Genomic DNA, 24,183 nt, shown 5'->3' with positions numbered 1-24,183 from the left:
GCGTCCGCGTCGGATCAGGGGGCGGCGACGTCGGTGGCCGAGGCGCCACCGCCGGCCGCGGCCGAGGCGGCCGCCAGTCGCGCGGCGGCGGCCGGGTCCACCGCGGCGGGCTGCGTGCGCACCGGCGTGCCGGGACGCAAGTTCTGCTTGCCGTCGAGCACGACCATCGCGCCCGCGTCCACGCCGTCCACCACGGCCATCTCGCCGAAGGTGTAGCGCAGCTTCACGGTCTTGAGCTGCGCGGTCTTGTCGGGGGCGACGACGTAGACCTGGCGGTCGTTGCCGCGCAGGATGATCGCGGCCTGCGGCACGACGACGACGTCCTTCATGCTGCGCAGCGTCATGCGCACGCGCAGGTACTGGCCGGGCCAGAGCTTCTGAGCGCCGTTCTCGAATTCAGCCTTGAGCTTGATCGTGCCGGTGGTGGCGTCGACGAGGTTGTCCACGAAGCTCAGCCGGCCGCGCGCGACGGCGTCCGCGGACTTGCCGCCCTTGCTGTCCTTGCCGTCCTTGCTGGAGGGGCCGCCCTCGATCCGCGGCAGCACGACCTGCACCTCCAGCGGCGTGGCGGTCGAGGGCTTGGCGCCGTCGGTGGGGCGCATCGCCTCGAGCACCGGCGCGAGCTCGGTCTCGGGCAGGTTGAAGCTGATGGCGATCGGATCGATCTGGACGATGTTGACCAGCGGCGTGCCGGTGGCGCTGGCCTGCACGAGGCTGCCCGGCCAGACGTTGACCGCGCCGGCACGGCCGGCGAAGGGGGCGCGGAGCTCGTTGTAGCTCAGCGCCACGGAGGCGGCCTGGACCGCGGCGGCGTCGCCGTCGACCAGGCTGCGGCCGGCCTCGAGGTTGGCCTGGGCGGTGTCCAGCGCGCTCTGGGCGACGAACTTCTGGGCGAGCAGGTCCTTGGCGCGTTCGTACTGGCGTTGCAGGTCGGCGAGGCTGGCCTTGTCGCGGGCGAGCTGGGCGCGGGCCTTGTCGAGGTTGGCGCGGTCGGCGCGCTCGTCGAAGCGGAACAGCGACTGGCCCTTGGCGACGGTCTGGCCGTCGTGCACGAGCACGTCACGCACGGTGGACGTGGTCTGGGCGCGGATGTCGACCTGGTTGATCGGGGTGACGGTGCCGCTGGCCTCGACGGTGACGGGGACGTCGCGGCGCAGCGCGGTGACGACGCCGACCATCTGCGTGCCGCCCGGGCCGGAAGCGCCGCGGGCGGGCGCGCCGGCGGCCTCGGCGGTCTTGCCCTCGGTGGACCGTGCCTTCCACCACCAGCCGCCGCCGGCGACCAGCAACAGGACGATCAGGGACAGGGCAAGGGACTTGCGGCGCATGAACACGTTCTCCAACGACAGTCTTCGAGGGGGCGCGGAAGCTTAGGGCGCGGTCCGACGACGATTGTTTCGTTCAGGTTAATCCTGCGCGAGCGTCAGGAAAACCTGTGCGATAGGAACGTGAATGAGCGTTGCCGAGAGACCGAGACACCCCTCACCCCCGCCCTCTCCCGCAAAGCGGGAGAGGGAGCAAGGCGGCGCAGTCGGAATGGTCCTACTGGGGCAGGAAGGCACCCTCGCCCGCGCAGCGGGAGAGGGCGGGGGGTGAGGGCTCGTGGAGCGTCAGCGGTCCTGCAGGAGCGCCTTTGCGAGCGCCGCGCCGACCGTGGCGTTGTGCTTGACCAGCGCGATGTTGGTGACGAGGCTGGCCCCGGCGCTGAGGTCCTTGATGCGCGCGAGCAGATACGGCGTGACCGCCTTGCCGCTGATGCCCTGGGCCGAGGCCTCGGCCAGCGCCTGCGCGATGTAGCCGTCGATCACGGCCGACGGCATCGCATGCTCGACCGGCACCGGATTGCTGATCACCGCGCCGCCGCCCAGCCCCAGCGCCCACTTGGCGCGCAGGAACCTCGCCTGATCCGCGGCCGCGTCGATCCGGAAGTCGGCCTTCAAGCCGCTGTCTCGCGTGTAGAACGCGGCGAAGTTCTCCTGTCCCACGGACAGCACCGGCACGCCGTGCGTCTCCAGGTACTCCAGCGTCAATGCCAGGTCCAGGATGCTCTTGGCGCCGGCGCACACCACCGCCACCGGCGTGCGCGCGAGCTCCTGCAGGTCGGCGGAGATGTCGAAGGAGGTCTCCGCGCCGCGATGCACGCCGCCGATGCCGCCGGTCACGAAGACCTCGATGCCGGCCAGCCGCGCGCAGATCATCGTCGCGGCCACGGTCGTCGCGCCCACGCGTCCGGTGGCGATCGCGAACGGCAGGTCACGGCGGCTCAGCTTCATCGCGTCGGGCGATTGCCCCAGCAGCTCCAGCTGCTCATCGTTCAGGCCGACGCGGATCTTGCCGTCCAGCACCGCGATCGTCGCGGGCACCGCGCCGTGCGCGCGCACGATGGCCTCGACCTCGCGCGCGGTCTGCACGTTCTGCGGATAGGGCATGCCGTGCGAGATGATGGTCGACTCCAGCGCCACCAGCGGGCGTCCCGACGCGCGGGCCTCCGCGACCTCGGGCGAGAAGTCGATCAGTTGACGGTCGATCAGGTCTTGCGTGTTCATGGGCGTTCTCTCGGAATTCAGGACATCGGGAACGGACCTCAGACCAGCAGCGCCGGTCCCAGGGCCTCGCTGACGGTGGCATCGCTCTGCAGCGTGAGCGCCGCCAGGCGCAGGCCCAGCGCGCAGGCGCCGCGCAGGTCCTCGGGATCGCGATGCAGGCCCGCGGCGATGCCGGCGGTCATGGCATCGCCGGCGCCGGTGACCTCGCGGATCGACGCGGGGTCCAGCGCCGGGGCGGGCAGCACCGCGAGCGCATCGCCGTCGGAGAACCACACGCCGCGCGCGCCATCGCTGATCACGAGCTGCTTCAGGCCGGCCTCGCGCAGCGCGCGCCAGGCCTGCGCCAGCGCGTCCTCGTCGGGCAGGTCGCGGCCGACCAGCGTCTGCAGCTCGCCGCGGTTGAGCACCAGCAGCGACACGCCGCGCAGGTCCGTGCCGAGCCGGCTCATCTTGGGCTCGGACACCGCCACCAGCAGCAGGCGCTGATCGCGCAGGCGGGCCTCGGCGCGCAGGCCGTCCAGCGTGTCGCGAGGCAGGTTCAGGTCGGCGACCACCAGGCTGGCGGCGGCTCGCCGCGGCGCGGTCTGGCGCAGGAACGCGGCATCGAGGCGCTCGGTCAGCGCCATGTGGGCCAGCGCGAGCACCAGATCGCCCTGCGGATCGAGCACCGCGGTGTAGCTGCCGGTGGCCTCGTCGGGCGCCTGCAGGCTGCCCGCGCTGTCGACGCCGAGCGCCTGCAGCTGGTCCAGCAGCGACTGCCCCGCCGCGTCGCGGCCGACGGCGGTCAGCAGGTGCACGGGCAGGCCCAGGCGGGCGAGGTTCTCCGCGATGTTGCGCGCCACGCCGCCGGCCGATTCATGCTGGCGCGCCGGATTGGAGCTGCCCATGTGCAGCGGCGCGATCGCCCGGAGCTTGCGGTCCACATTGGCGCCGCCCATGCACACGATGGGCTGGCGTTGCGGCAGCACGTAGGCGCGGCCCAGGATGCGGCCGTCGCGGGTCAGCTGCGCCAGATGGCCGGCCACCGCGGAACGCGACAGGCCGAGCTGGTCGGCCAGTTCCTGCTGGCCGATGAAGGGGTTGGCTTCCACCAGCGCCAGCAGCTGGGCCTTGGAGGACAGGTCCTTGGACGTCGTCATGGCGCCGCATTCTAGGCGCCTCGCACTGTCGATGCAAACAAAAGTCTGTTAAACAGACAATTGTTCGCATCATTTGGTCGACGATGGCCGGGAACCTCAGAAGAACCCGAGCTTCTGCTGCGAGTAGCTCACCAGCAGGTTCTTGGTCTGCTGGTAATGGTCCAGCATCATCTTGTGGGTCTCGCGGCCGATGCCCGATTCCTTGTAGCCGCCGAAGGTCGCATGCGCCGGATACGCGTGATAGCAATTGGTCCACACGCGTCCGGCCTTGATGCCCTTGCCCATGCGGAAGGCCGTGTTGATGTCCCGTGACCACACGCCCGCGCCCAGCCCGTAGGGCGTGTCGTTGGCGATGCGCAGCGCTTCCTCCTCGGTCTTGAACGTCGTCACCGCCAGCACCGGTCCGAAGATCTCCTCGCGGAAGATGCGCATGTCGTTGGTGCCCTTGAACAGCGTGGGCTCGATGTAGTACCCGCCGGCCAGGTCCCCGCCGAGCTGCGCGCGTCCGCCGCCGATCAGGCACTGCGCGCCTTCCTGCTTGCCGATCTCGAGGTAGGACATGATCTTGTCGAGCTGCATCGAAGACGCCTGCGCGCCCATCATCGTGTCGGTGTCCAGCGGGTTGCCCTGCTTGATCGCCTTGACGCGATCGATCGCGCGGGCGATGAAGCGGTCGTAGATCGATTCATGGATCAGCGCGCGCGACGGGCAGGTGCAGACCTCGCCCTGGTTGAACGCGAACAGCACCAGGCCCTCGATCGCCTTGTCGAAGAGGTCGTCGTCGTGCGCGGCGATGTCGGGGAAGAAGACATTGGGGCTCTTGCCGCCGAGCTCCAGCGTGGCCGGGATCAGGTTGGTCGCCGCGGCCTGCGCGATCACGCGTCCGGTGGCGGTCGAGCCGGTGAACGCGATCTTGGCGATGCGCTTGCTCTGCGCGAGCGGCATGCCCGCTTCCTTGCCGTAGCCGTTGACGATGTTGAGCACGCCCGGCGGCAGCAGGTCGGCGATCAGCTCGGCGAGCACGAGGATGCTGACCGGTGTCGATTCCGCCGGCTTGAGCACCACCGCGTTGCCCGCGCCCAGCGCGGGCGCGAGCTTCCACGCCGCCATCAGGATCGGGAAGTTCCACGGGATGATCTGCCCCACGACGCCCAGCGGCTCATGGAAGTGATACGCGATGGTGTTGGCGTCGATCTCGCTGAGCGCGCCTTCCTGCGCGCGCAGGCAGCCGGCGAAGTAGCGGAAGTGGTCCACGGCCAGCGGCAGGTCCGCGTGGAGCGTCTCGCGCATCGGCTTGCCGTTGTCCACGGTCTCGGCGTAGGCCAGCAGCTCGAGGTTCTGCTCGATGCGGTCGGCGATGCGCAGCAACACGTTGGCGCGCTCGGCGGCCGGCGTGGCGCCCCAGCGCTCCGCGGCGGCATGCGCGGCGTCCAGCGCGAGCTCGATGTCGGCCGCGGTCGAGCGCGCCGCCTGCGTGAACACCTGGCCGGTGATGGGCGTGATGACGTCGAAGTACTGGCCGTCGCGCGGCGCGGTCCAGCGTCCGCCGATGAAGTTGTCGTAGCGGGGCTTGAACTGCAACGGGGCACCGGCCGCGTTGGGCTTGGCGTAGATCATGGGTGTGTCTCCGTGGATGTCTTGGACGACGTGCAGGTCATGGAGGTGTCCGTGCGCGGCACGCCGCTGCGTTCATTGCACGCGCCGTGCCAGCGCGCGTCTTGCGCGCAAGACCCTGCGGATCGGAGGAATGCCCCTTCCCATCGCGACAGGCTTTGGTCAGGATCGGCACACAGACTGGTCCTGGCACCGCCGCGACGGCACAGGTGTTCCGCGATGGAACACCCCGGCGCGGATTCCGGCTCGAATCGGCCGCTGTCCTCGTGACGGCGCGCCATCGAGCCACAAGGAACGGCGGGTCGGGCCCGAGGAGACAGACCGATGGTGAAAACCCCGAGCGGCGCCGCGACGGCGCCGAAGCTGCTGCGCGCCGCGCGACGTGAGTTGCTCGACACCGGCCGGCTGAGCGCCGAATGCCTCGAGGAGGGCCTGAGCCGCAGCTGGTTGCGCAGCCGTGACTTCGGGCTGAGCCCGGTGGGCCGACCACCCGGCGCGCCGCATGCGTCGGGCGCGCAGTTGCGCCGCGCGCTGGAGCGTCAGCATGAACTCGTCGCGCATGCCCGCCCGGTGATGGAAGACCTGTTCGAGCAGACCCGCGACGGCGATGCGCTCGTCATCCTGGCCGACGCGCAGGGGCTGTTGCTGGGGGCGCTGGGCGATGGCCGCTTCGTCGATCGCGCGCAGCGCGTGGCGCTGCGACCGGGCGCGATCTGGGACGAGCGTTGGCGCGGGACCAACGCGATCGGCACCGCGCTGGCGGAACAGCGACCGGTGTCGGTGCTGGGCGGCGAGCACTTCCTCGAGCGCAATGCCTTCCTGAGCTGCACCGCGGCGCCGATCCGCGATCCGCAGGGGCGCGTGCTGGGTGTGCTCGACCTGTCGGGCGAGCAGCGCGGCTTCCAGCGCCACACGCTGGCCCTGGTGCGCTCGGCGGCGCGGATGGTGGAGCACCGGCTCTTCCAGACGCGCCACGCGGACGGGCTTCGGCTGCACCTCCACCTGCAGCCCGAGGGGCTGGGCACGCCCACCGAAGGGCTGCTCGCGCTGAGCGAGGATGGCTGGATCCTCGGCTGCAACGAGGCCGCCCAGACGTGGCTGGGGCCTGACGCGATGCGGCCGATCCCGCTGGAATCGCTGCTGCCGCTGCGCTGGGCGGAGCTGATGGATTGGGCGCGCCGCGACGCGGAGGGCGCTCGGTTGCTCATGCGCGATGACGCCCCCGCCTTGTGGTTGCGCGTGTCGGCGCCGCGCGGCTGGCAGCGGCGCGAGGTCCGCGCGGTGATGGAGACGCTTTCCACGTCCTCCGCGTCCACCGCGTCCACCGCGTCCACCGAGCCCGAAGCGCTCAACGCGCCTCGGTCCCTACCGCCCTTGGCCATCGATGCCTTGCAGGCCCTGGACCTGGGCGACGCCGCGATGCATCAGGCGGTGCAACGCGCGCGACGCGTGATCGACAAGCCGATCCCGTTGCTGCTCCAGGGCGAATCGGGCGTGGGCAAGGACCTGTTTGCCCGGGCCGTGCATGACAGCGGGCCGCGCGCGACGCGGCCGTACGTGGCGGTGAACTGCGCGGCGCTGCCCGAGGCGCTGATCGAGGCGGAGCTCTTCGGTTATCGGCCGGGCGCCTTCACCGGCGCATCGCGAGAAGGAGCGCCCGGACGGCTGCGCGAGGCGCACGGCGGGACGCTCTTCCTGGACGAGATCGGCGACATGCCGCTGGCGCTGCAGGCGCGGCTGCTCCGCGTCCTGCAGGACCGGCTGGTGCAGCCGCTGGGTGGCGGGCCGTCGGTGGCGGTCGACTTCCAGCTGATCTGCGCGAGTCACCGGCCGCTGCGGCAACTGGTCGCTGAAGGGCTGTTCCGCGAGGACCTCTATTACCGGCTCAACGGATTGACGCTCGTCCTGCCGCCGCTGCGTGAGCGGCAGGATCAGCCGCGGCTGATCGAGACGCTGCTGGCCGCGATCGAGGCGGAGCGCGCCGTGACGATCGATCCCGAACTGTCGCGCGAGTTCGAGCGCTACGGCTGGCCGGGCAACGTCCGCCAGCTCGAGCAGGCGTTGCGCATCGCGTGCGCGCTCATGGAGCCCGGCGAATCGGTGATCCGGCGCGGGCATCTGCCGGATGACCTCGTGGAGGAGCTGGACCTCGGAGCCGCGCAGGTCCCGGAGCGCTCGCCGACACGAACGGATCTGGAGGGGGTGGCCGAGGTGGCGTCGGGGCCGTTGCTGAGGTCGTCTCGGAGATCCGAGCCACCGGAGGCGATCACGGGCACGACCACGATGCTGCGGGCGCAGGCGATCGCGCACGCGCGGCGGGTCCTCGCGGCCTGCGACGGCAACCACTCCGAGGCGGCGAGGCGCCTGGGCATCGGACGCAACACGCTGTACCGGATGCTGCGATCGCCCGGCGCGTAGGGCATTCCCTCACATGCCGATCAGCAATCGGCTGAAGGTCCGGTGTGGAAAACGAGGCTTCCGGGGGAGCGTCCGGGTCCGTATTCTTTCGGTCATGCGGTCCAGGTTTTTGGTGGTGGATTGCAGAGGCGCAAGCCGGACGTCAATGGGTAAGGCGGGCATCCGAAAGGATGTCCGCCTTCGTCTTTGGGGCGTGCTCAGCCCGTGAGCTCGCGGATCGCGCGGCCGACCCGTGGCGTGTGCATCAGCGCTTCCAGCTCCTCGACGAGTTGCCCGCCGTTGTGACAGGCCATGCTCATCTCGTCGTAGACGATGCTGACCAGATAGCCGCCGTCACGGCTCGGATCCCAGCCCGCGATGATTCGCCCTCGAGTCTTGTCCGTGGTGCTGCGCACCACGAGTCGCTGTTTCAGGTCGGCGATGCTCATGACCTTCTCATCCTCGGGATGGTCGAACTCACCGACATGCAAATGCGCATTGCCCAGTGTCACGGTCCGGATCTCCGAGTCGAGTCGATCCAGGATGCTACGGATCTCGGCGCGCTCGCATTCGGCGTTCTCTGCGGCCAGCAAGCCGCGTGCAATGTGAGGAGCGAAGTTCGTCATTGAGAAGACCTTTCCAGGTGGCCCACGATGGGGAGGTGGTCGAAGCAGCGTGAGGGGATGGAAGCCCCATCCGGAAGAAGCGGCAACTGGACGACACGCGTGTTGTCCTCGTTGAGGCGCCAGCCGGAACGGCCCGAGACCAGCGGCGACGACACCATCAACTGGTCGAAGGTGTGCCAATCCGAATGAGGCGCTTTCGGATAGAAGTGGGTCCCGGGATCGCCGTGTCCAGGCGAATCGCCCTTCGGTCGGAACGAGCTCAGGTGCCGCCAGAACGGGTTGTAGAGCAGGTCCTTGCGGCGCCGAACCTTGCCGCTGTCGCGGCTGGACAGCAGGTATCGCTCCACCCCTTCGTCGAAGGGTTCTTCATTGAAGTCGCCCACGAGCACGACGTTCCTTTGCGCGAGACCATGGAGGTGGTCCGACATCCAGCGCCGGAGATGCGCTGCGATGTGAGTTCGCTCGCTGTCGAAGCGGCCGAGGTGCAGACGACTCGGCCAATGGGAGGCGATCAGATCGAATGCGCCTCCACCACCCTCGACCTGGACGCGGAAATGCAGCCCGACCCGTCGGTGTCGCGCGTCATGTTTCAAGACGATGGAGGCGCCGGCCCACACAGACAGCCGATGCCTCATACCGAGCACACAGATCGAGAAACCGCTGCGCCCTGCCTTCTCGAAGGCCGGCAGCCAGTCACATTGCTCGCGCGCACGCGGGCAGGCGGTCCTCAGCGCCGCGAGAGTGCTGTGGCACATCTCGCCTAGCACGATGAGATCGGCGCCCACCTCATTCAGGAGGTGGTCCAGGACATGGGCCGCTGCGTCGATAAGCGTGTTGGTTGGCTCTTCATCCGTGGCGCCTGGCGCCAGCCCGGTGTTCCACCAGACGATGCGAAGCCCGGGGTCGGGCGATGGAGTCAAAGGTTTCATGGCCGCTTACTTCCTCGGCAATGGCGAAGGGGAAAAGGCCGGGGCATGCGCGCCGGCGGGTGCTGCTCCGCGTGGTCTCGCGGGGAACTGGTCACTCTATGCGGCCGCCTCCACCCAAGCCAGCGAATCGACGCTCTCCGATTGGTGGACTTCGCATCGATCCACCCGTGCATGAACTAGCGCGCCCACTGGAATCTGTAGGTCGCCTTCCGCCGACTCGATCGAGGCCTTCGCGGCGCGCGTGGCGCTGCAGCCACGCTTGACGCCTCCGATCGGCCTCGCATCTCCGGGAAACCCCGATGAAATCGGCCCTCGAGGGCCTCGGATCCCTATGTTGTCAGGCGCGCGTCCGCGCCGAACGGCGTAGCCTTCGCGGCGTGGATGGCGGGAAGGATGGCCAGCGATGGCCAGGGAGACCCACATGGACGACACCGCTCGAGAGCGCCCCTCATCGGTCGCGGCCGCCGCGCTGCTCGGGCAGATGAAGCGCGCGATCTTCGACGGGTCCCGGATCGCCGTGATCCAGCGCGACCTCGAGAACCACGTGCTCTACGCCAACGCCGCGGCACTCGCGATGAGCGGCGTGGCCCACGTCGAGGACCTGCGCCTGGACCTGCTCTTCGCGGGCGAGGCCGGACGCGTGCTCGATGACGAGACCCGCGGCCGCCGCAATGGCGAGCTCGGCGCCTACCGCGTCACGCTCACCCGCCAGGACGACCCCTCCCGGCAGGTCGCCGTCGAGGTCACCGGGCTGCCCCTGATGGATGCGCGCGGACAGGTCGTCGGCTCGCTGGGCTTCTTCCGAAGCCTGCAGCATCAGGTGCTGACCGACCGCCTGCGTGAACTCACGCTGCGACACGCCGGCCGAGCCGACCTGCTCCCGAGCATGGCCGAGGCGCTGCGTGCCGAGCTGCCCTTCGACCTGATGCTCGTGTCGCGCGTGGTGGCCGACGAGCAGAGCTGGGAGTCGGAGATCGTCTTCAACCATCCGCCGTTCCAGCAGGACGTGCCCACCGCCTGGTATCCGCTCAACGAGGCGCAGCGCGTCTACATGGAGACCCACGACGGAGGCTTCCACGACTTCGAGACCGCGATGAGCGAGGCCCCATGGGCCGAGATGGCCGATGAGCCGATCTGTCGTCAGATGCACGCGATGGCCCTGAAGTCCAGCATGTGGCGCCGCATCACGCGCGGGCAGGGCGATGACGAACGCACCGTGGCCACGCTGACGCTGCTCAGCCGCGAGCGCGGCGCCTACGACGAGACGCAGCAGGCGCTGTTCAACCAGCTGCCGCTGGTGGAGACCGTGCTGTGCGCGCTGGACCATGCCGCGCAGCAACGCGACGAGCGCCAGCTTCGACTGTTCCGCGATCTGAATCGAAGCACCGACATCCAGGGCGCTTGCCGCTGCCTGGCCGACGCGCTGGTCGAGATCTTCGACTGGGCCCATGTCGCGCTGTTCCGCGTGGACAGCGCGCGCGACGCGATCGTGCGGGTGGCCTCCGCGCGACGCGATGCGATGGGCCATGCGGTGGACACCGGCGCCATCTGGGGCGACGACGTGCGCGACATTCGCCAGGGTGTGCTCGGACACGTGGTCGAGTCGATGAGCGCCGTCAACGTGCCCGACACCACACGCACCGACGCGTTCGGCCCGCCGCCCGAGGATCTGTCGATCCGCTCGGTGCTGGCCGTGCCCATCCTGTTCGACGATGCCGAGCGCGTGCGCTTCATCGTCCACGTCGACGATCCGCGGGTGAATGCGTTCTCGCGCGACCACGTGGCCCGCTTGACGGGACTGGCCGCCGAGGTCGCCGGCGCGATGCAGCGCATCAGCGACCTGACGCTGCTCGCGGAGTGCGTGGACAACGTCTCCGATCCCATCATCGCGACCGACGCGCGGCTGCGCATCCGTCGCGTCAACCGCGCCGCGGAGCAGCTCTTCGACCGCAGCCGCCAGCAACTCGTCGGCCAGAGCCTGCTGCCGCTCTTCGAGGACCCGCAGCCGCTGGAGGCCCTGCTGCGCGGCACCGAGGCCGGCGAGCGCATCGGTGAGATGCGCGTCGCCCGGCCGCCGTGCGAGTCGACGAGCGGCGATGCGGGTTCGAGCGTCGAGCCGGCCGCAGCGGCAGGCGTGAGCGGGGCCGCCGAGCCGCCGCCGACCTCGGTCTTCGTCACGCGTCGCGACTTCCCGGGGCAACTCGGCGGCCACGTCTTCATCGCCCGCGACCTGCGTCCGATCCGGCGCTCGGTGCAACTGGAGTTCCTGGAGGAGACCGCCTATGAGCTGGCCGTCGAGACGCAGGCGCCGCTCGGGTTGGCGATGTCGTGGCTGGAAAGCCAGCTGGAAGCCGCGCACGAAGCCACGCAGAAATCCGCTGGCCGCGGCGACACCACCCGCATGCGCGACCTGCAGGCGGTGCTGCGCCAGCTCGGCCGCGTCAAGCACGCCTTCACGCGCCTGGCCATGTACAACCGCGAGGCCCGCAACCGCTCGCGCCTGCCCTGCGTGATCCGCCTGGACAGCGAGCTGCAGGCGCTGCTGGCGAGCCTGACCGTGTCGGAGCGGGCCAAGGTCGAGTTGAAGGGTTTCGAGCAGGCTGTGGAGATCGAGGCCGACCACACCCAGCTGCACATCGCGGTGGAGAGCCTGCTGTCGGTGCTGCTGCGCGCCTCGCCCGAGACGGGCCGCGTGCTGCTGACGCTGGTGCCCGATGACGACGCGGTGTTCCTGCGGCTGCGCGGCAAGCTGCCGCCGGCGCGGCGACAGGGCGCGCGTTTCGGCGCACCCGAGGCCGCGCAGGCCGACCTGCGCCTGGCCAACCCGTTGATCGCGCGGCTCATGAAGAGCCAGAACGGCAGCTTCAAGCTCAACGCGCTGCCCGACGACACCACCGAGTTCGTGCTCGGCTTCCCGCACCGGAGGCCCCATGGCTGAGTTCCTCCTGGTGCTCAACCGGCTGCAGGTCGGCATCGACGACGAGCCGATCAAGAAGCAGCTGCGTCAGCTCGGCCCGCACACCGTGCAGCAGGAGTTCATCGCGGAGACCGGGCTGCAGCTCCTGCAGCAGCAGCGCATGGACTTCATCATCGTGGGCAGCCGCCTGGCCGCGGACTCCGGCGCGGTCGTCGAGGACGGCGGCGGGCTCGCCTTCTGCCGCCAGGCGCGGCTGGTGACGACGGCGCCGATCATGCTGCTGGCGCCGGCGCTGACCTCGGAGCTGGTGCGCGAATGCGCGCGCATCCCCGATGTCACGCTTTATGCGGACCCCGCCACCGCCGGCAGCTTCGCGCTGGACCTGCTGCGGCCGGACCGTGTCGTCGAGCCGGGCCTGCAGATCCGCGTGCGGGCCCGGGCCCGCGACTGGCACTTCGAGATGAAGGGCGTGGGCTTCCGCTTCAACGGGGACGGGCCCTTGTCGATCAGCGCGGCGGCGTCGAGCCGCTGGGTCATGAACCTGCTGCGTCCGGACTGGTATGCGGAGTTCTCCGGCATCGGCAAGAGCATCCGCATCGCGCTGTGCGAGGACAACCCGCCCTTCCAGCTGCAGCGTGAGAAGGCGCAGTCCGAGGCGATCGCGCAGCTCGGCGACGCGGGTCGCAAGCTGCCCGAGCATCTGATCTTCGACGTCTCCGAGGACTGCTACCCGCTGATGCTGGAAGCGGTCTTCGATCCGTCGCTGCTGCCCGAGCCCTGGCTGGCGCGGGCCTCGTCGGTGGCGCGGCGACTGCTGGAGAGCGAGGCGGATCCGTCGGTCGACCTGTTCTCGGGATCACCGGCCGCGCGGCGCGCGCTGCTGATCTGCGCGGACACGCATGGCAGCGTCTATAGCGACAAGCTCGCGGGCGGCATGGTGCGGCTGGACCCGCTGACGCTGGTCCGCATTGAATGCGAGCGGGTGCGGCGCCTGCTGACGACGGTGGCGCCGCGGACCGGACAGCCGCTCTTCTACGCGGACAACATCCAGGTGCTGGGGCTGGACGGGCCGGTCACGCGCGGCGCGCTGGAGGCCGCGTTGCGCGATGGCAGCTGGGATCTCATCCATTTCGCGGGACACACGTATTACCAGCCGCTGGGCGCCGAGCAGAACGGCGGCACGGGCTTCCTCTTCGTCGGCGCGCCCGACGCGCCCGAGTGCATCGACTTCGGCGACGTCGTCAGCTACATGCGCGCCGCGCGCTTCGTCTACCTGAGCAGCTGCGAGAGCGGCAACTCGGGCTTCGCCGCGTTGGCGGCCGCTGCCGGCATCCACGCGGTGCTGGGCTATCGCTGCCGCGTCAACGACCGAACCGCGGCGATCCAGGCGCGGCTGTTCTACCGCATGCTGCTGCGCAGTCACTCGCTGGGCGCGGCCTTCGGGCTGGCGCGCCGGCGCATCTATCGGCGCTACCGCGAGCGCGACAACGCGTGGGCGTCGGCGATGCTGGTCACGCCGGAGTTCCGCGCCTGAGGTTCGCGACCGATCCCCGCGCTAGAGCCGGCGCGGTCGATGCATCACGACGCGGCACCGCTGAGCAGATCCAGCACCAGGCCTGATTCCGGCGACTTCGGATAGACGGGCGTGTAGCGATGCGTCTCGCGCAACGCGGGATCGTCCCACGGTGCGGTGCGATCGGAGCGGTAGTTGAAGAGCAGGCGCTGGCCGCGCGCGCGCTTCACGATCGCCGCCACCGCCTCGGTGTCCGGGTGGTTGAACAGGTTGCCGTTGGTGGAGATCAGCCAGGTGTCGCAATCCACGCGGCTCAGCAGCGTCTCGTCGAGGTTGGCGATGGAGCCATGGTGGGCGAGCTTGATCGCGTCGAGTCGCACGCGGGGCTCTCCGAGCGAGGCCGCCAGGCGCGCCAGCGAGTCGGACAGCGTGGGTGCATGCGCGTCGCCCAGCAGCGCGAGGCGCCGGCCCTGGTACTCGACGATCGCGGCGATGCTGGACCCATTGGCGACGGCGTTGTCCATCGGCGCCGCGGCCAGCGCGGCCGAGGACAGGATCTCCGCCGGGGTGGGGCGCCGCGACGGATCGGAGCCGCGCAGCGCGGTCTTGGCGTCCAGCCGCGCCCGCAGCGCCTCGGTGTCCTCGGCATCGATCGAGGCCTTCGTCAGGGCGCGCTCGTAGGCGGTGCGCAGCTTCTCGAGCTTGGGCAGCGTCGGCGACAGCAGCGTCCATCGCAGGCCGCCGGGCAGCTCGCGCACGGGCAGCGGCCCGCGTGCCGGCACGAAGACGGGCGCGCCGCCGAAAGCGGCATTCCACTGCCGTCCATCGATGCGCACGCTGATCTCCATGCCCTGCATCGGACTGCGCTGGCCGGGCGGCGGGGGCGTGGCGAGCGCGTAGGCGCTGCCGTCCGGCTCCCTGAGCTGCTGACCGACATGGGGCCAGCCGTTGAACCAGATGTCGCGGAAGGTCGCGAGCTCGCCGTGGTTCAGCAGCTTCAGGCAGCCCTCGATGTGATCGGCGTCGACGTGGGTGATGACGAGCAGATCGAGCTCGCGCTGGTCGGCCGGCAGCGCGTCGAGTCGCGCCGACAGCGCGTTCCAGGCCCCGATCGGGCCGCCGTCGATCAGCACGCGATGCGGCCGGGCGGCGTCGCCGTATTCGAGCAGAAGGCAATCGCCGTGCAGCGCCGGCAGCATCTCGATGCGGAAGACGTCGGCCATCGGCGTCGCGTGCGCTGGGGCTCAGTGCAGCGCGTGGTCCGCGTAGGGCCAGGCGGGTTTCTCGGCGAGGAAGGCCACGTGCGGAGCGCGTGAGCGCACCGCGGCGTCCGTGACCGCGTAGCCCCAGTTGATGAGCTCGCACTGCTCCTGCTCCTTGAAGCGATCCAGGCGTGTGCGGATCGCCGCGAGGTCGGCGATGCGTTCCGGGGCCACGCGCAGCGCGGGCAGCTCGGTCGCGGGGTAGTCGCCGGGATCGGTGTCGATGGCCCAGAACGCCCCCTTGGCATCGCCTCGCGCGTAGGCCGCGATCAGCATGCGCTTGCGCAGGGACAGGGCCTGATTGAGCCCGATGTCCATCGCGCGCAGGATCTGACGCGGCGCCAGGGTGCCGATGCCGGCGTCGATGTCGAAGGGCTTGCCGGCGTCGCTGACCAGCACGGTCTCGTAACGGCCCCAGACGGTCTCCAGGCCGAGGTTGTCGTAGACGCCGCCGTCGGCCAGCATCAGGCGGCGGCGATAGTCGATCTGGTCGTAGAGATCGGCGCCGTCGACGCGCGCGAAGTCCTCGGGTCGCACGTCGATCTCGATGGGCGCGAGCACCGGCGGGAACGCGCTGGAACAGGCCACGGCGGTGGCGACGTCGAAGGCGGGCTTGTGGATCAGACCGATGCGGTAATCGCCGGCATAGGGCTTGGAGAATCGGAAGCTCACGCCCGTGGCGTAGTTGGTCGCGTTGAAGACGAAACGTGGCGTGTCGGCCAGCGTCTGCAGCGAGACGCCGAGGCCCAGGCGTTTGCGGTACTCGTCGGCGACGGCCTCGCCGGCGGAGCGGAAGGGGTTGAAGGCGCCGGCGAGGACCGAGGCCACATCGATGTTGCGGGCGCAGAACTCGCGCAGCGGGGCGACGATCTCGTCCTGGAATCGCGCGGATCGGCCGTTGGCGTCGAAGGCCAGCCGCGGCCATCGCACGGCGAGGACACCCGCGGTGATGGAGCCGCCGGAGACGCTGGAAAAGCGCGCGATCCGGCCGAGCGTGCCGAGCTCGTTGAGCCGCCACAGCACGCCGACATGGAAGAGGACGGCGCGGAATCCGCCGCCCGAGAGCGCCAGCGCGATGCCGCTGTCGCGCGCGTCCTGATCGAAGGGCATGGCCGTCTCCCCGTGATGTCGATCGATCAGCCTAGGCGCCCGGGCAGGGCGTCGCAAGGCGTCAATCGTGGGGGCGGGTCGACCCGAAGCGTGCGCTTGTGACGCCAGACGGTGTCCGTTAGCGGCCAGGGCCTTCATTGGCGAGACGTTCTGGCCGATAAAGCCGGATGGCCCTTGAAGGGCCGGTCCCGTCCGCGTGCGCGGATGCCAGCCTCCTCCTGCCCATGAAACTCAAGACCCGAATCCTCTTCCTGTGCCTGGCCGCGTTGATCGGCATGCTGGTGCTGGCGGCGGTGTCGCTCACGACGCTGCGTCAGACGATGATGAAGGAGCGCACCGCGCAGCTGTCCACGCTGGTGGTGCTGGCGCATTCCGCGCTGGAGAAGCTCCATGCGCAGGAGGTCGCGGGGCAGATCACCCGCGAGGAAGCGCAGAAGCAGGGCAAGCTGATCATCGGCAGCTTCCGCAAGGACGAGCTCTACTTCTTCGTCCGCGGCTACAGCGACGACGTGAACCTGGTGCATCCGAATCCGAAACGCGTCGGCATCGTCGACGCCAAGGGCGGCAAGGAAGCCGGCGAGCGTTACCGCGCCGCCCTCAAGGGCGAGAAGGTGGGCACGGTGATCGCCCCCGGCACGCGGCCCAACACCAAGGACCCGGTCGAGAAGCTCTACGCGGTGACCCGCTTCGAGCCCTGGGACTGGATCATCGGCTTCGGCGACTACATCGACGACATCGACAACGCGTTCTGGCGCAGCGCGGTGGTGCTGCTGTCGCTGGGCGCGCTGCTGATGGCGGTGGTGGGCGTGCTGGGCTGGAACATGGCCCGCAGCATCTACCGGCAGCTGGGCGGCGAGCCGGCCTATGCGTCCGACATCGTCCACCGCATCGGCGGCGGCGACCTGAACGTGGCCGTGGACCTGCGCGGCGCGCATCACGACAGCCTGCTCGCGGCGATGGACCGCATGCAACGCAGCCTGTCCACGACCGTGTCGCAGATCCGCGGCTCGACGGACACCATCGCCAGCGCGGCCGGCGAGATCGCGATGGGCAACCGTGACCTGTCCTCGCGCACCGAGTCCCAGGCCAGCGCGCTGGAGGAGACCGCCGCGTCGATGGAGGAGCTGACCGCCACCGTCAAGCAGAGCGCCGACAACGCGCGCCAGGCCAACCAGCTGGCGATGTCGGCCTCGGAGATCGCGGTCCAGGGCGGCCAGGTCGTGGATCAGGTGGTGGCGACGATGACGTCGATCAGCACCTCGTCCAACAAGATCGTCGACATCATCGGCACGATCGACGGCATCGCCTTCCAGACCAACATCCTGGCGCTGAATGCCGCGGTGGAAGCCGCGCGTGCCGGGGAGCAGGGACGCGGCTTCGCGGTGGTGGCCTCGGAGGTCCGCACGCTGGCGCAACGCAGCGCCGCGGCGGCCAAGGAGATCAAGGCGCTGATCGGCGATTCGGTGGAGAAGGTCGAGGCGGGTGGGGCGCTCGTGACGCGGGCGGGCGCGACGATGTCGGAGATCGTGGCCAGCGTGAAGCGGGTGACCGATATCGTGGGCGAGATCTCGAGCGCGAGTCAGGAGCAGACCGCCGGCATCGAGCAGATCAACCAGGCCATCGCGCAGATGGATCAAGCCACGCAGCAGAACGCCGCGCTCGTCGAGCAGGCCTCTGCCGCGGCCGAGTCGCTGGAACAGCAGTCCCAGTCCCTGGTCACGGCGGTGGGGGCGTTCTCCTGATCGTCATGAGGCGCATGCCGGCGGTGGCGAGTGCCGCTTCACGGGGCGTTCCCTCCGCTTGATCGCGCGGTTGAGGCACGATATCTGGATGCGATACGACCTCAACCTGCTGCCCGTCTTCCTCGCCGTGATGGAGGAACGCAGCGTGACGCGCGCGGCGCAGCGGCTGGGCATCACGCAGCCGGCGCTGTCCAACGCGCTGACGCGGCTGCGCGCGATGCTGATGGACCCGCTGTTCATCCGCGAGCGCTACGGCATGCAGCCCACGCAGAAGGCCGAGGAGCTCGCGCCGGTCATCGCCGCGGCGCTCGCGAGCCTGGACGCGGCCATCCTCGGCCAGCAGGACTTCGATCCGCTGAAGTCCACGCAGCTCGTCACGCTGGCGCCCAACAGCTACGTGGAGCTGGTGCTGGTGCCCGCGATCGTGGCGCGGCTGCGCCAGCGCGCGCCCGGCATGTCGGTGCGGCTCACGCCGTATGGGACGGACCTGGCGGAGACCGGCGTGGTGTCAGGCTCCACGGCGATGGTGTTGGGGCGGATCGTCGAGCCGCCGGACAACCTCGTCGTGCAGCATGTGATGGAGGACGGTCTGGCGTGCATCGTGCGACGAGGCCACCCGACGGTGGATCGCAAGATGACGCGCAAGCAGTACGAGCAGCTCAAGCACGTCAACGTGGTGCCGCCGGGGCGGTTGCGCGCGGGGCTGTTCCAGGCGCTCGAACGGCAGGGGCTCAAGCGCGATGTGGCGGTGTCGGTGACGCACTTCCTGGCGGTGCCCGAAGTGATCGCAGTGACCGACTACTGCGCGACGCTGCCGGCGCAGATCTGTCGAAAGCTCGCGTCGGACAAACGGTTGACGGTGTTGCCGTCGCCGGTGGATCTGGGCACCTTCCCGGTGCAGATCGCCTGGCATGTGAGGTATCGCGACGACCCGGCGCACCGCTGGTTGCGGGCGCTGGTCGCGGAGGTCGCGGCCGAGGTGGCCGCGGCCGGTGCGGAGCAGGCGCCGGGCACGAAGCCCGCGCGCCGCCCCTGAGCGTCAGACCACGCGGATGTTGGTCGCCTGCAGGCCCTTGGGGCCTTCCTTGGTCTCGAACTCGACCTTGGCGCCTTCAGCCAGCGTGCGGAAACCGCCGCTGCTCTGGATTTCGCTGTGATGGGCGAAGAGGTCCTTGCTGCCGTCGGTCGGCGTGATGAAGCCGAAGCCCTTCTCGTCGTTGAACCACTTCACGGTGCCTTGCTTGCTCGACATGGTGTTTCCTTCTAGGAATTGGAATGAACAGGAAAACCCGGGCGGCACGAAGCGGACCGGGACAGAAACACTCAAGAGCCGTCAGCGGGGGGTGATGCTGGAACAGGCCGCTCGCAATAGGTCCGGAGAGGACCCGAGGGGCCGCAGAAAAAGACCTCAGAAGAAAGGTCTTGCGCGAATCTATGGGGCTGCACTCTAGCATGCGCGCCTGACATCACCCGATATTCCCCCCACACCTGACGGACCCGCCTGTGCTGCATCCCACGCCCACCGCCTTCATGATCGATCTCGACGGCACGCTCGTCGACACGCTGGGCGACTTCGTCGCCGTCCTCCACCGCGTGACGGCCGACCTGTCGCTGCCCGCGGTCTCGCGCGATTTCATCGAGCACACGATCGGCCAGGGCAGCGAGCACCTGATCCGCAGCGTGCTCGCCGAGGTCGGCGCGCCGCAGGACCGCTACGAGGCCGCCTGGGCGCTCTACCAGCGCCATTACGAGGTCCTCAACGGCGAGCACGCCGATGTCTTCCCCGGCGTCATCGAGGGTTTGGACGCGCTCAAGGCGCTGGGCCTGCCGATGGCCTGCCTGACCAACAAGCCCGCGGCCTTCGCACGCGAGCTGCTCCAGCGCAAGGGCCTGGCGCCTTACTTCGACCGCGTCTTCGGCGGCGACGACTTCGAGCGCAAGAAGCCCGACCCGATGCCGCTGCTCAAGACCTGCGAGGCGCTGGGCAGCGCGCCTGCGACGACGTGGATGATCGGGGACTCGAGCAACGACGCGCGCGCCGCGCGCGCCGCGGGCTGCCCGATCGCGCTGGTGAGCTACGGCTACAACCACGGCGAGCCGATCCGCGGCGTGCCCGCGGATCGACATCTGGACCGGTTGGACGAGCTGCTCGGCTGAGCGCCCGTCGCGTGCGGATCAGCGGCTGCTGCCCGCCGCGTTGCGAGAGCTCGTGGGCGCGGCCTTGCCGCCGCCCAGCAGCGCGACCTTCAGGTCGCTGTCCGCCGGGGACTTGCCCAGCCAGATCTTCAGCAGCACGTTGAAGAAGTCCTCGCCCTTGATCGGCTCGCCGGGAATCAGCTGGCCGTTGACGAAGACCACGGTGCCCGTGCCCGGGATGTAGTCCACGCCGAAGCTCTCGCCCGTCTTGAGCTTCTTCTTCTGCACGAAGATCTCCGACATGCGCAGCACGCCGGTGATGGACCGCCCGAATTCCTCGCGCGTCGCGTTCTGCTCCATCCCCTTGGTGAAGAGCTTGCCCAGCTCCTCGCCGTCGATGTCGCGCAGCATCTGGATGTGGATGCGCTTCGGGCCGGTGTTGGCGAGCACCGTCTCGGGCGTCGCCGCCCTCGCGTTCAGGTACAGCCCGGCCGTGTAGACCTTGAAGATCGCCTTGTAGCGGATCCCCGCGCCGTTGAGCACGAGCTTCTGACCCGCCACCTCGACGTTGCCGTCGTACTTGACGCCGGCCACCTCGATCGGTGCGGCCGGCGCGGCGGCCGAGGCCGCTGTCGTCGTCTGGGAGAACGCCGCGGGCGGCGTCAGCATCGCGGCCGCGAGCGCACCCGCAGCCATCAGGACCTTGCGCTTGGACATCGTGTCTCCTTCCCTCCAGGAGGAACGGCCGGCTCCACGGCCGACTCTGGGCGCGCAGTATCCGCCATGCGCCCGGCGCCAGGCCATCGGGGATCGTCCTGCTACACTCGCCCGCACCATGTTTATCACGCGCAAGCACATCAAGGGGTCGAACGACCGGGGAGCCTGGCCCTGGCGATCCTGGCACGACTTCACCTGAAGCCGCCTGCTGCTTGCCACCCGCCGTCCACCCTCACCCCCGGGCGCGGGACACCGTCACATATCCGCTGCACCCTACCGTACGGGGCAGGTCCAACAGGCGACCTGAGTTATGCGCTTGCGCGCGCGCCGGGACCACCGCGTCACTGACGGCACGCCGCAACGGACATGAGGTTTGACGACGTGATCACCGAACTGGAATTCCAAAGCCTGGCCGCCGACGGCTACAACCGCATCCCGCTGATCAGCGAGGCCTTCGCGGACCTTGAAACCCCGCTCTCGCTCTACCTGAAGCTGTGCGCCGGCAACGGCCCCGGGCGCCACAGCTTCCTGCTGGAATCCGTGGTCGGCGGCGAGCGCTTCGGGCGCTACTCCTTCATCGGGCTGCCCGCGCGCACCGTGCTCAAGAGCGAAGGCCCCATCACCCGCGTGATCCGCGACGGCGACGTGGTCGAGACGCACGAGGGCGATCCGCTCGCCTTCATCGAGTCCTACCAGCAGCGCTTCAAGGTCGCGCTGCGGCCCGGCATGCCGCGTTTCTGCGGCGGTCTGGCCGGGTACTTCGGCTATGACGCGGTGCGCTACATCGAGCCCCGCCTGGCCGCGTCGACGCCCGAGGGCGGCCTGCCCACGCCCGACGTGATGCTGCTGCAGTGCGAGGAGCTTGCCGTCATCGACAACCTGTCGGGCAAGCTCTACCTGATCGTCTACGCGGACCCCGCGCAGCCCGAGGCCTACTTCAAGGCCAAGAAGCGGCTCACCGAGCTCAAGGACAAGCTGGGCTACTCGGTGGCGGCGCCGCGCGTGGTGCGCGGTCAGGCGCATCCGGTCGAGCGGGAGTTCGCCAAGGCCGATTTCCTCGCGTCGGTCGACAAGGCCAAGGCCTACATCGCAGCGGGCGACTGCATGCAGATCGTCTTCGGTCAGCGGCTCAAGAAGCGCTACACCGAGTCGCCGCTGAGCCTGTACCGCGCGCTTCGCTCGCTCAATCCCAGCCCCTACATGTACTTCTACGACATGGGGGACTTCCAGATCGTGGGCGCCTCGCCCGAGATCCTGGTCCGCCAGGAGCAGACGCCCGACGGCCGCAAGGTCACGATCCGGCCGCTGGCCGGCACCCGTCCGCGTGGCGGCACGCCCGAGCAGGATCAGGCGCTGGAGGTCGAGCTCAAGGCCGATCCCAAGGAACGCGCCGAGCACCTGATGCTGATCGACCTGGCGCGCAACGACATCGGCCGCATCGCGCAGACCGGCAGCGTCAAGGTGACCGATGCCTTCGCGGTGGAGCGCTACTCGCATGTGATGCACATCGTCAGCAACGTCGAAGGCCTGCTCAAGCCCGGCGTGGCCAACATGGACGTCTTCCGCGCCAGCTTCCCCGCGGGCACGCTCTCGGGCGCGCCCAAGATCCGGGCGATGGAGATCATCGACGAGCTCGAGCCCGTCAAGCGCGGCATCTACGGCGGCGCCTGCGGCTACCTGAGCTTCGGCGGCGACATGGACCTGGCCATCGCGATCCGTACCGGCGTCGTCATGGACCAGGTGCTGTACGTGCAGGCCGCCGCAGGCATCGTGGCCGACTCGGTCCCGGAGCTCGAGTGGAAGGAGACCGAGGCCAAGGCGCGCGCGCTGCTGCGCGCCGCGGAGCTGGTCGAGGAAGGTTTCTGAAGCTGAAGACGGAGAACGACATGCTGCTGATGATCGACAACTACGACAGCTTCACCTTCAACCTGGTGCAGTACTTCGCCGAGCTCGGCGCCGACGTGAAGACTGTCCGCAACGACCAGATCACGCTGGACGAGATCGCCGCGCTCAACCCGACGCACCTGGTGCTCTCGCCCGGCCCGTGCACGCCCAAGGAAGCCGGCGTGTGCGTGCCGGCGATCCAGCGCTTCATCGGGAAGCTCCCCATTCTTGGCGTGTGCCTGGGCCACCAGAGCATCGGTGCCGCGCTGGGCGGCAACATCGTCCGCGCGAAGGTGCAGATGCATGGCAAGTCCTCGACGATCGCGACCGACACGCAGGGCGTCTTCAGCGGACTGCCCGAGCGCTTCGACGTGATCCGCTACCACTCGCTGGCGATCGAGGAATCGACGATCCCGAAGGAGCTCGAGATCAGCGCGCGCAGCGAGGACGGCGAGATCATGGGCGTGCGTCATCGCGCGCTGGCCGGCACGGCCACGCCGCTCGAGGGCGTGCAGTTCCATCCCGAATCCATCCTCTCCGAGCACGGCCACGCGATGCTCAAGAACTTCCTGGAGTTGGCACGATGAACGAAGGCAGCAAGGCAAGCGGTCCATCCGGCGCGATCGTCGATCTGCGCAGCGACACCGTCACCCAGCCCACCGCCGGCATGCGCGCGGCGATGGCCGTGGCGCCGCTGGGCGACGACGTCTTCGGCGACGATCCCAGCGTCAACGGGCTGCAGGCGGCGCTTGCGGAGCGGCTCGGTTTCGAGGCCGCGCTGTTCATGCCCACCGGCACGCAGAGCAACCTCGCCGCGCTGATGGCGCATTGCCAGCGCGGCGACGAGTACATCGTCGGCCAGTTCGCCCACACCTACCGCTGGGAAGGCGGCGGCGCGGCGGTGCTCGGTTCGATCCAGCCGCAGCCGCTGAACCACGCGCCCGATGGCTCGCTGCCGCTGGCCGACATCGAGGCCAGCATCAAGCCCGATGACGCGCACTTCGCGCGCACCCGGCTGCTGGCGCTGGAGAACACCATCGGCGGCAAGGTGCTGCCCATGGACTACCTCGCCGCGGCGTCCGGGCTCGCGACCCGCCACGGCCTGTCGCGCCATCTCGACGGCGCGCGGCTGTTCAACGCCGCGGTCGCGATCGCGGCGCGCGAGGGCGGTGACGCGTATGCCGCCGCGCGGCGCATCTGCGCGCACTTCGACAGCGTGTCGGTGTGCTTCTCCAAGGGCCTGGGCGCGCCGGTCGGCTCGGTGCTGTGCGGCTCGCGCGAGCTGATCAAGAGCGCGCACCGCTGGCGCAAGATGCTCGGCGGCGGCATGCGCCAGGCCGGGCTGCTCGCCAGCGCCGCGCACTACGCGCTGGACCACCAGGTCGCGCGCCTGGCCGAGGACCATGCGCTGGCCCAGCGGCTGGCCGAGGGGCTGCAGGGCCTGCCGGGCCTGACGGTCGAGGCGCCGCAGACCAACATCATCTTCTGCGACGTCGACAAGGACATCGCGGCGAAGCTGGTCGCGCACCTCAAGGGCGAGGGCGTGCTGACGACCGGCCTGTACAAGCTGCGCTTCGTCACCCACCTCGATGTCGACGCCGCGGGCGTCGATCGCGCGATCGCGGCCACGCGCCGCTTCTTCAACGCCTGA

At 69.5% G+C, this 24,183-nt stretch carries 19 protein-coding genes; 9 read left to right on the top strand and 10 right to left on the bottom strand.

The annotated features are described in order from the left end of the window. Positions 1 to 14 precede the first annotated feature (14 nt). From ACNI65_RS21080 to ACNI65_RS21065, 4 genes are all read right to left on the bottom strand, one after another. Entirely contained in the window at positions 15 to 1,328 is a 1,314-nt protein-coding gene (locus ACNI65_RS21080) for an efflux RND transporter periplasmic adaptor subunit (RefSeq protein WP_416759157.1), read from the bottom strand. 282 nt (positions 1,329 to 1,610) lie between these two features. Continuing rightward, positions 1,611 to 2,546 carry a pseudouridine-5'-phosphate glycosidase gene (locus tag ACNI65_RS21075; RefSeq protein WP_416759155.1) on the bottom strand — a complete coding sequence of 312 codons (936 nt, stop codon included), beginning with the start codon at positions 2,544 to 2,546 and terminating at the stop codon, positions 1,611 to 1,613. Between the two features lie 38 nt (positions 2,547 to 2,584). Further along, positions 2,585 to 3,685 carry a carbohydrate kinase gene (locus tag ACNI65_RS21070; protein WP_416759154.1) on the bottom strand — a complete coding sequence of 367 codons (1,101 nt, stop codon included), beginning with the start codon at positions 3,683 to 3,685 and terminating at the stop codon, positions 2,585 to 2,587. A 96-nt stretch (positions 3,686 to 3,781) separates the two neighbouring features. Next, entirely contained in the window at positions 3,782 to 5,302 is a 1,521-nt protein-coding gene (locus tag ACNI65_RS21065; RefSeq protein ID WP_416759153.1) for an aldehyde dehydrogenase family protein, read from the bottom strand. 321 nt (positions 5,303 to 5,623) lie between these two features. Here ACNI65_RS21065 and ACNI65_RS21060 point away from each other — a divergent pair, with 321 nt between their 5' ends. Then, complete coding sequence (locus ACNI65_RS21060) at positions 5,624 to 7,717, top strand: sigma-54-dependent Fis family transcriptional regulator (protein WP_416759152.1); 2,094 nt, start codon at positions 5,624 to 5,626, stop codon at positions 7,715 to 7,717. A 197-nt stretch (positions 7,718 to 7,914) separates the two neighbouring features. Here ACNI65_RS21060 and ACNI65_RS21055 read toward each other — a convergent pair whose 3' ends face one another. Continuing rightward, positions 7,915 to 8,322 carry a hypothetical protein gene (locus ACNI65_RS21055; RefSeq protein WP_416759150.1) on the bottom strand — a complete coding sequence of 136 codons (408 nt, stop codon included), beginning with the start codon at positions 8,320 to 8,322 and terminating at the stop codon, positions 7,915 to 7,917. Continuing rightward, entirely contained in the window at positions 8,319 to 9,251 is a 933-nt protein-coding gene (locus ACNI65_RS21050; protein ID WP_416759149.1) for an endonuclease/exonuclease/phosphatase family protein, read from the bottom strand. The genes ACNI65_RS21055 and ACNI65_RS21050 overlap by 4 nt, the downstream gene beginning before the upstream one ends. A gap of 421 nt (positions 9,252 to 9,672) precedes the next feature. On the opposite strand from ACNI65_RS21050, the gene ACNI65_RS21045 reads away from it, so the two are divergent. Beyond that, positions 9,673 to 12,189, top strand: coding sequence for a PAS domain-containing protein (locus ACNI65_RS21045; protein ID WP_416759147.1), 2,517 nt, complete (start codon positions 9,673 to 9,675; stop codon positions 12,187 to 12,189). Continuing rightward, positions 12,182 to 13,702 (top strand): CHAT domain-containing protein, encoded by a 1,521-nt coding sequence (locus ACNI65_RS21040; RefSeq protein ID WP_416759145.1) that lies wholly within the window; start codon positions 12,182 to 12,184, stop codon positions 13,700 to 13,702. Before ACNI65_RS21045 ends, ACNI65_RS21040 begins: the two co-directional genes overlap by 8 nt. A gap of 44 nt (positions 13,703 to 13,746) precedes the next feature. Here the strand turns inward: ACNI65_RS21040 and ACNI65_RS21035 are convergent, their stop codons facing one another. After that, positions 13,747 to 14,904 (bottom strand): hypothetical protein, encoded by a 1,158-nt coding sequence (locus tag ACNI65_RS21035; RefSeq protein WP_416759144.1) that lies wholly within the window; start codon positions 14,902 to 14,904, stop codon positions 13,747 to 13,749. Between the two features lie 21 nt (positions 14,905 to 14,925). Then, positions 14,926 to 16,053 carry a patatin-like phospholipase family protein gene (locus tag ACNI65_RS21030; protein ID WP_416759143.1) on the bottom strand — a complete coding sequence of 376 codons (1,128 nt, stop codon included), beginning with the start codon at positions 16,051 to 16,053 and terminating at the stop codon, positions 14,926 to 14,928. Positions 16,054 to 16,277: 224 nt separating this feature from the next. On the opposite strand from ACNI65_RS21030, the gene ACNI65_RS21025 reads away from it, so the two are divergent. Together ACNI65_RS21025 and ACNI65_RS21020 are read left to right on the top strand one after the other, a co-directional pair. Beyond that, on the top strand, positions 16,278 to 17,795 hold the full coding sequence (locus tag ACNI65_RS21025; protein ID WP_416759142.1) for a methyl-accepting chemotaxis protein: 1,518 nt from the start codon (positions 16,278 to 16,280) through the stop codon (positions 17,793 to 17,795). Between the two features lie 88 nt (positions 17,796 to 17,883). Continuing rightward, the gene (locus tag ACNI65_RS21020; protein WP_416759141.1) at positions 17,884 to 18,831 is read left to right on the top strand and encodes a LysR substrate-binding domain-containing protein; all 948 of its coding nucleotides are present in this window, start codon (positions 17,884 to 17,886) and stop codon (positions 18,829 to 18,831) included. 3 nt (positions 18,832 to 18,834) lie between these two features. Here the strand turns inward: ACNI65_RS21020 and ACNI65_RS21015 are convergent, their stop codons facing one another. After that, a complete protein-coding gene (locus ACNI65_RS21015) occupies positions 18,835 to 19,047 on the bottom strand; it encodes a cold-shock protein (protein WP_416759139.1) in 213 nt (70 codons plus the stop codon). 278 nt (positions 19,048 to 19,325) lie between these two features. On the opposite strand from ACNI65_RS21015, the gene gph reads away from it, so the two are divergent. Next, a complete protein-coding gene (gene gph / locus ACNI65_RS21010) occupies positions 19,326 to 19,952 on the top strand; it encodes a phosphoglycolate phosphatase (RefSeq protein ID WP_416763674.1) in 627 nt (208 codons plus the stop codon). A gap of 18 nt (positions 19,953 to 19,970) precedes the next feature. Here gph and ACNI65_RS21005 read toward each other — a convergent pair whose 3' ends face one another. Further along, positions 19,971 to 20,648, bottom strand: coding sequence for a chalcone isomerase family protein (locus tag ACNI65_RS21005; protein ID WP_416759138.1), 678 nt, complete (start codon positions 20,646 to 20,648; stop codon positions 19,971 to 19,973). 381 nt (positions 20,649 to 21,029) lie between these two features. Between ACNI65_RS21005 and trpE the strand changes: the two genes are divergently transcribed. From trpE to ltaE, 3 genes are read left to right on the top strand one after another with little or no spacing between them, the layout of a single operon-like run. Further along, complete coding sequence (gene trpE, locus ACNI65_RS21000) at positions 21,030 to 22,514, top strand: anthranilate synthase component I (protein ID WP_416763673.1); 1,485 nt, start codon at positions 21,030 to 21,032, stop codon at positions 22,512 to 22,514. 20 nt (positions 22,515 to 22,534) lie between these two features. After that, entirely contained in the window at positions 22,535 to 23,119 is a 585-nt protein-coding gene (locus ACNI65_RS20995) for an anthranilate synthase component II (protein WP_416759137.1), read from the top strand. Then, positions 23,116 to 24,183: a low-specificity L-threonine aldolase gene (gene ltaE / locus ACNI65_RS20990; protein WP_416759135.1), complete on the top strand. Its 1,068-nt coding sequence runs from the start codon at positions 23,116 to 23,118 to the stop codon at positions 24,181 to 24,183. The genes ACNI65_RS20995 and ltaE overlap by 4 nt, the downstream gene beginning before the upstream one ends.

It is taken from the genome of Roseateles sp. So40a, from assembly GCF_048081605.1.
Classification (GTDB): Bacteria; Pseudomonadota; Gammaproteobacteria; order Burkholderiales; family Burkholderiaceae_C; genus Roseateles.
This window is presented reverse-complemented; position numbering and strand designations above follow the sequence as displayed.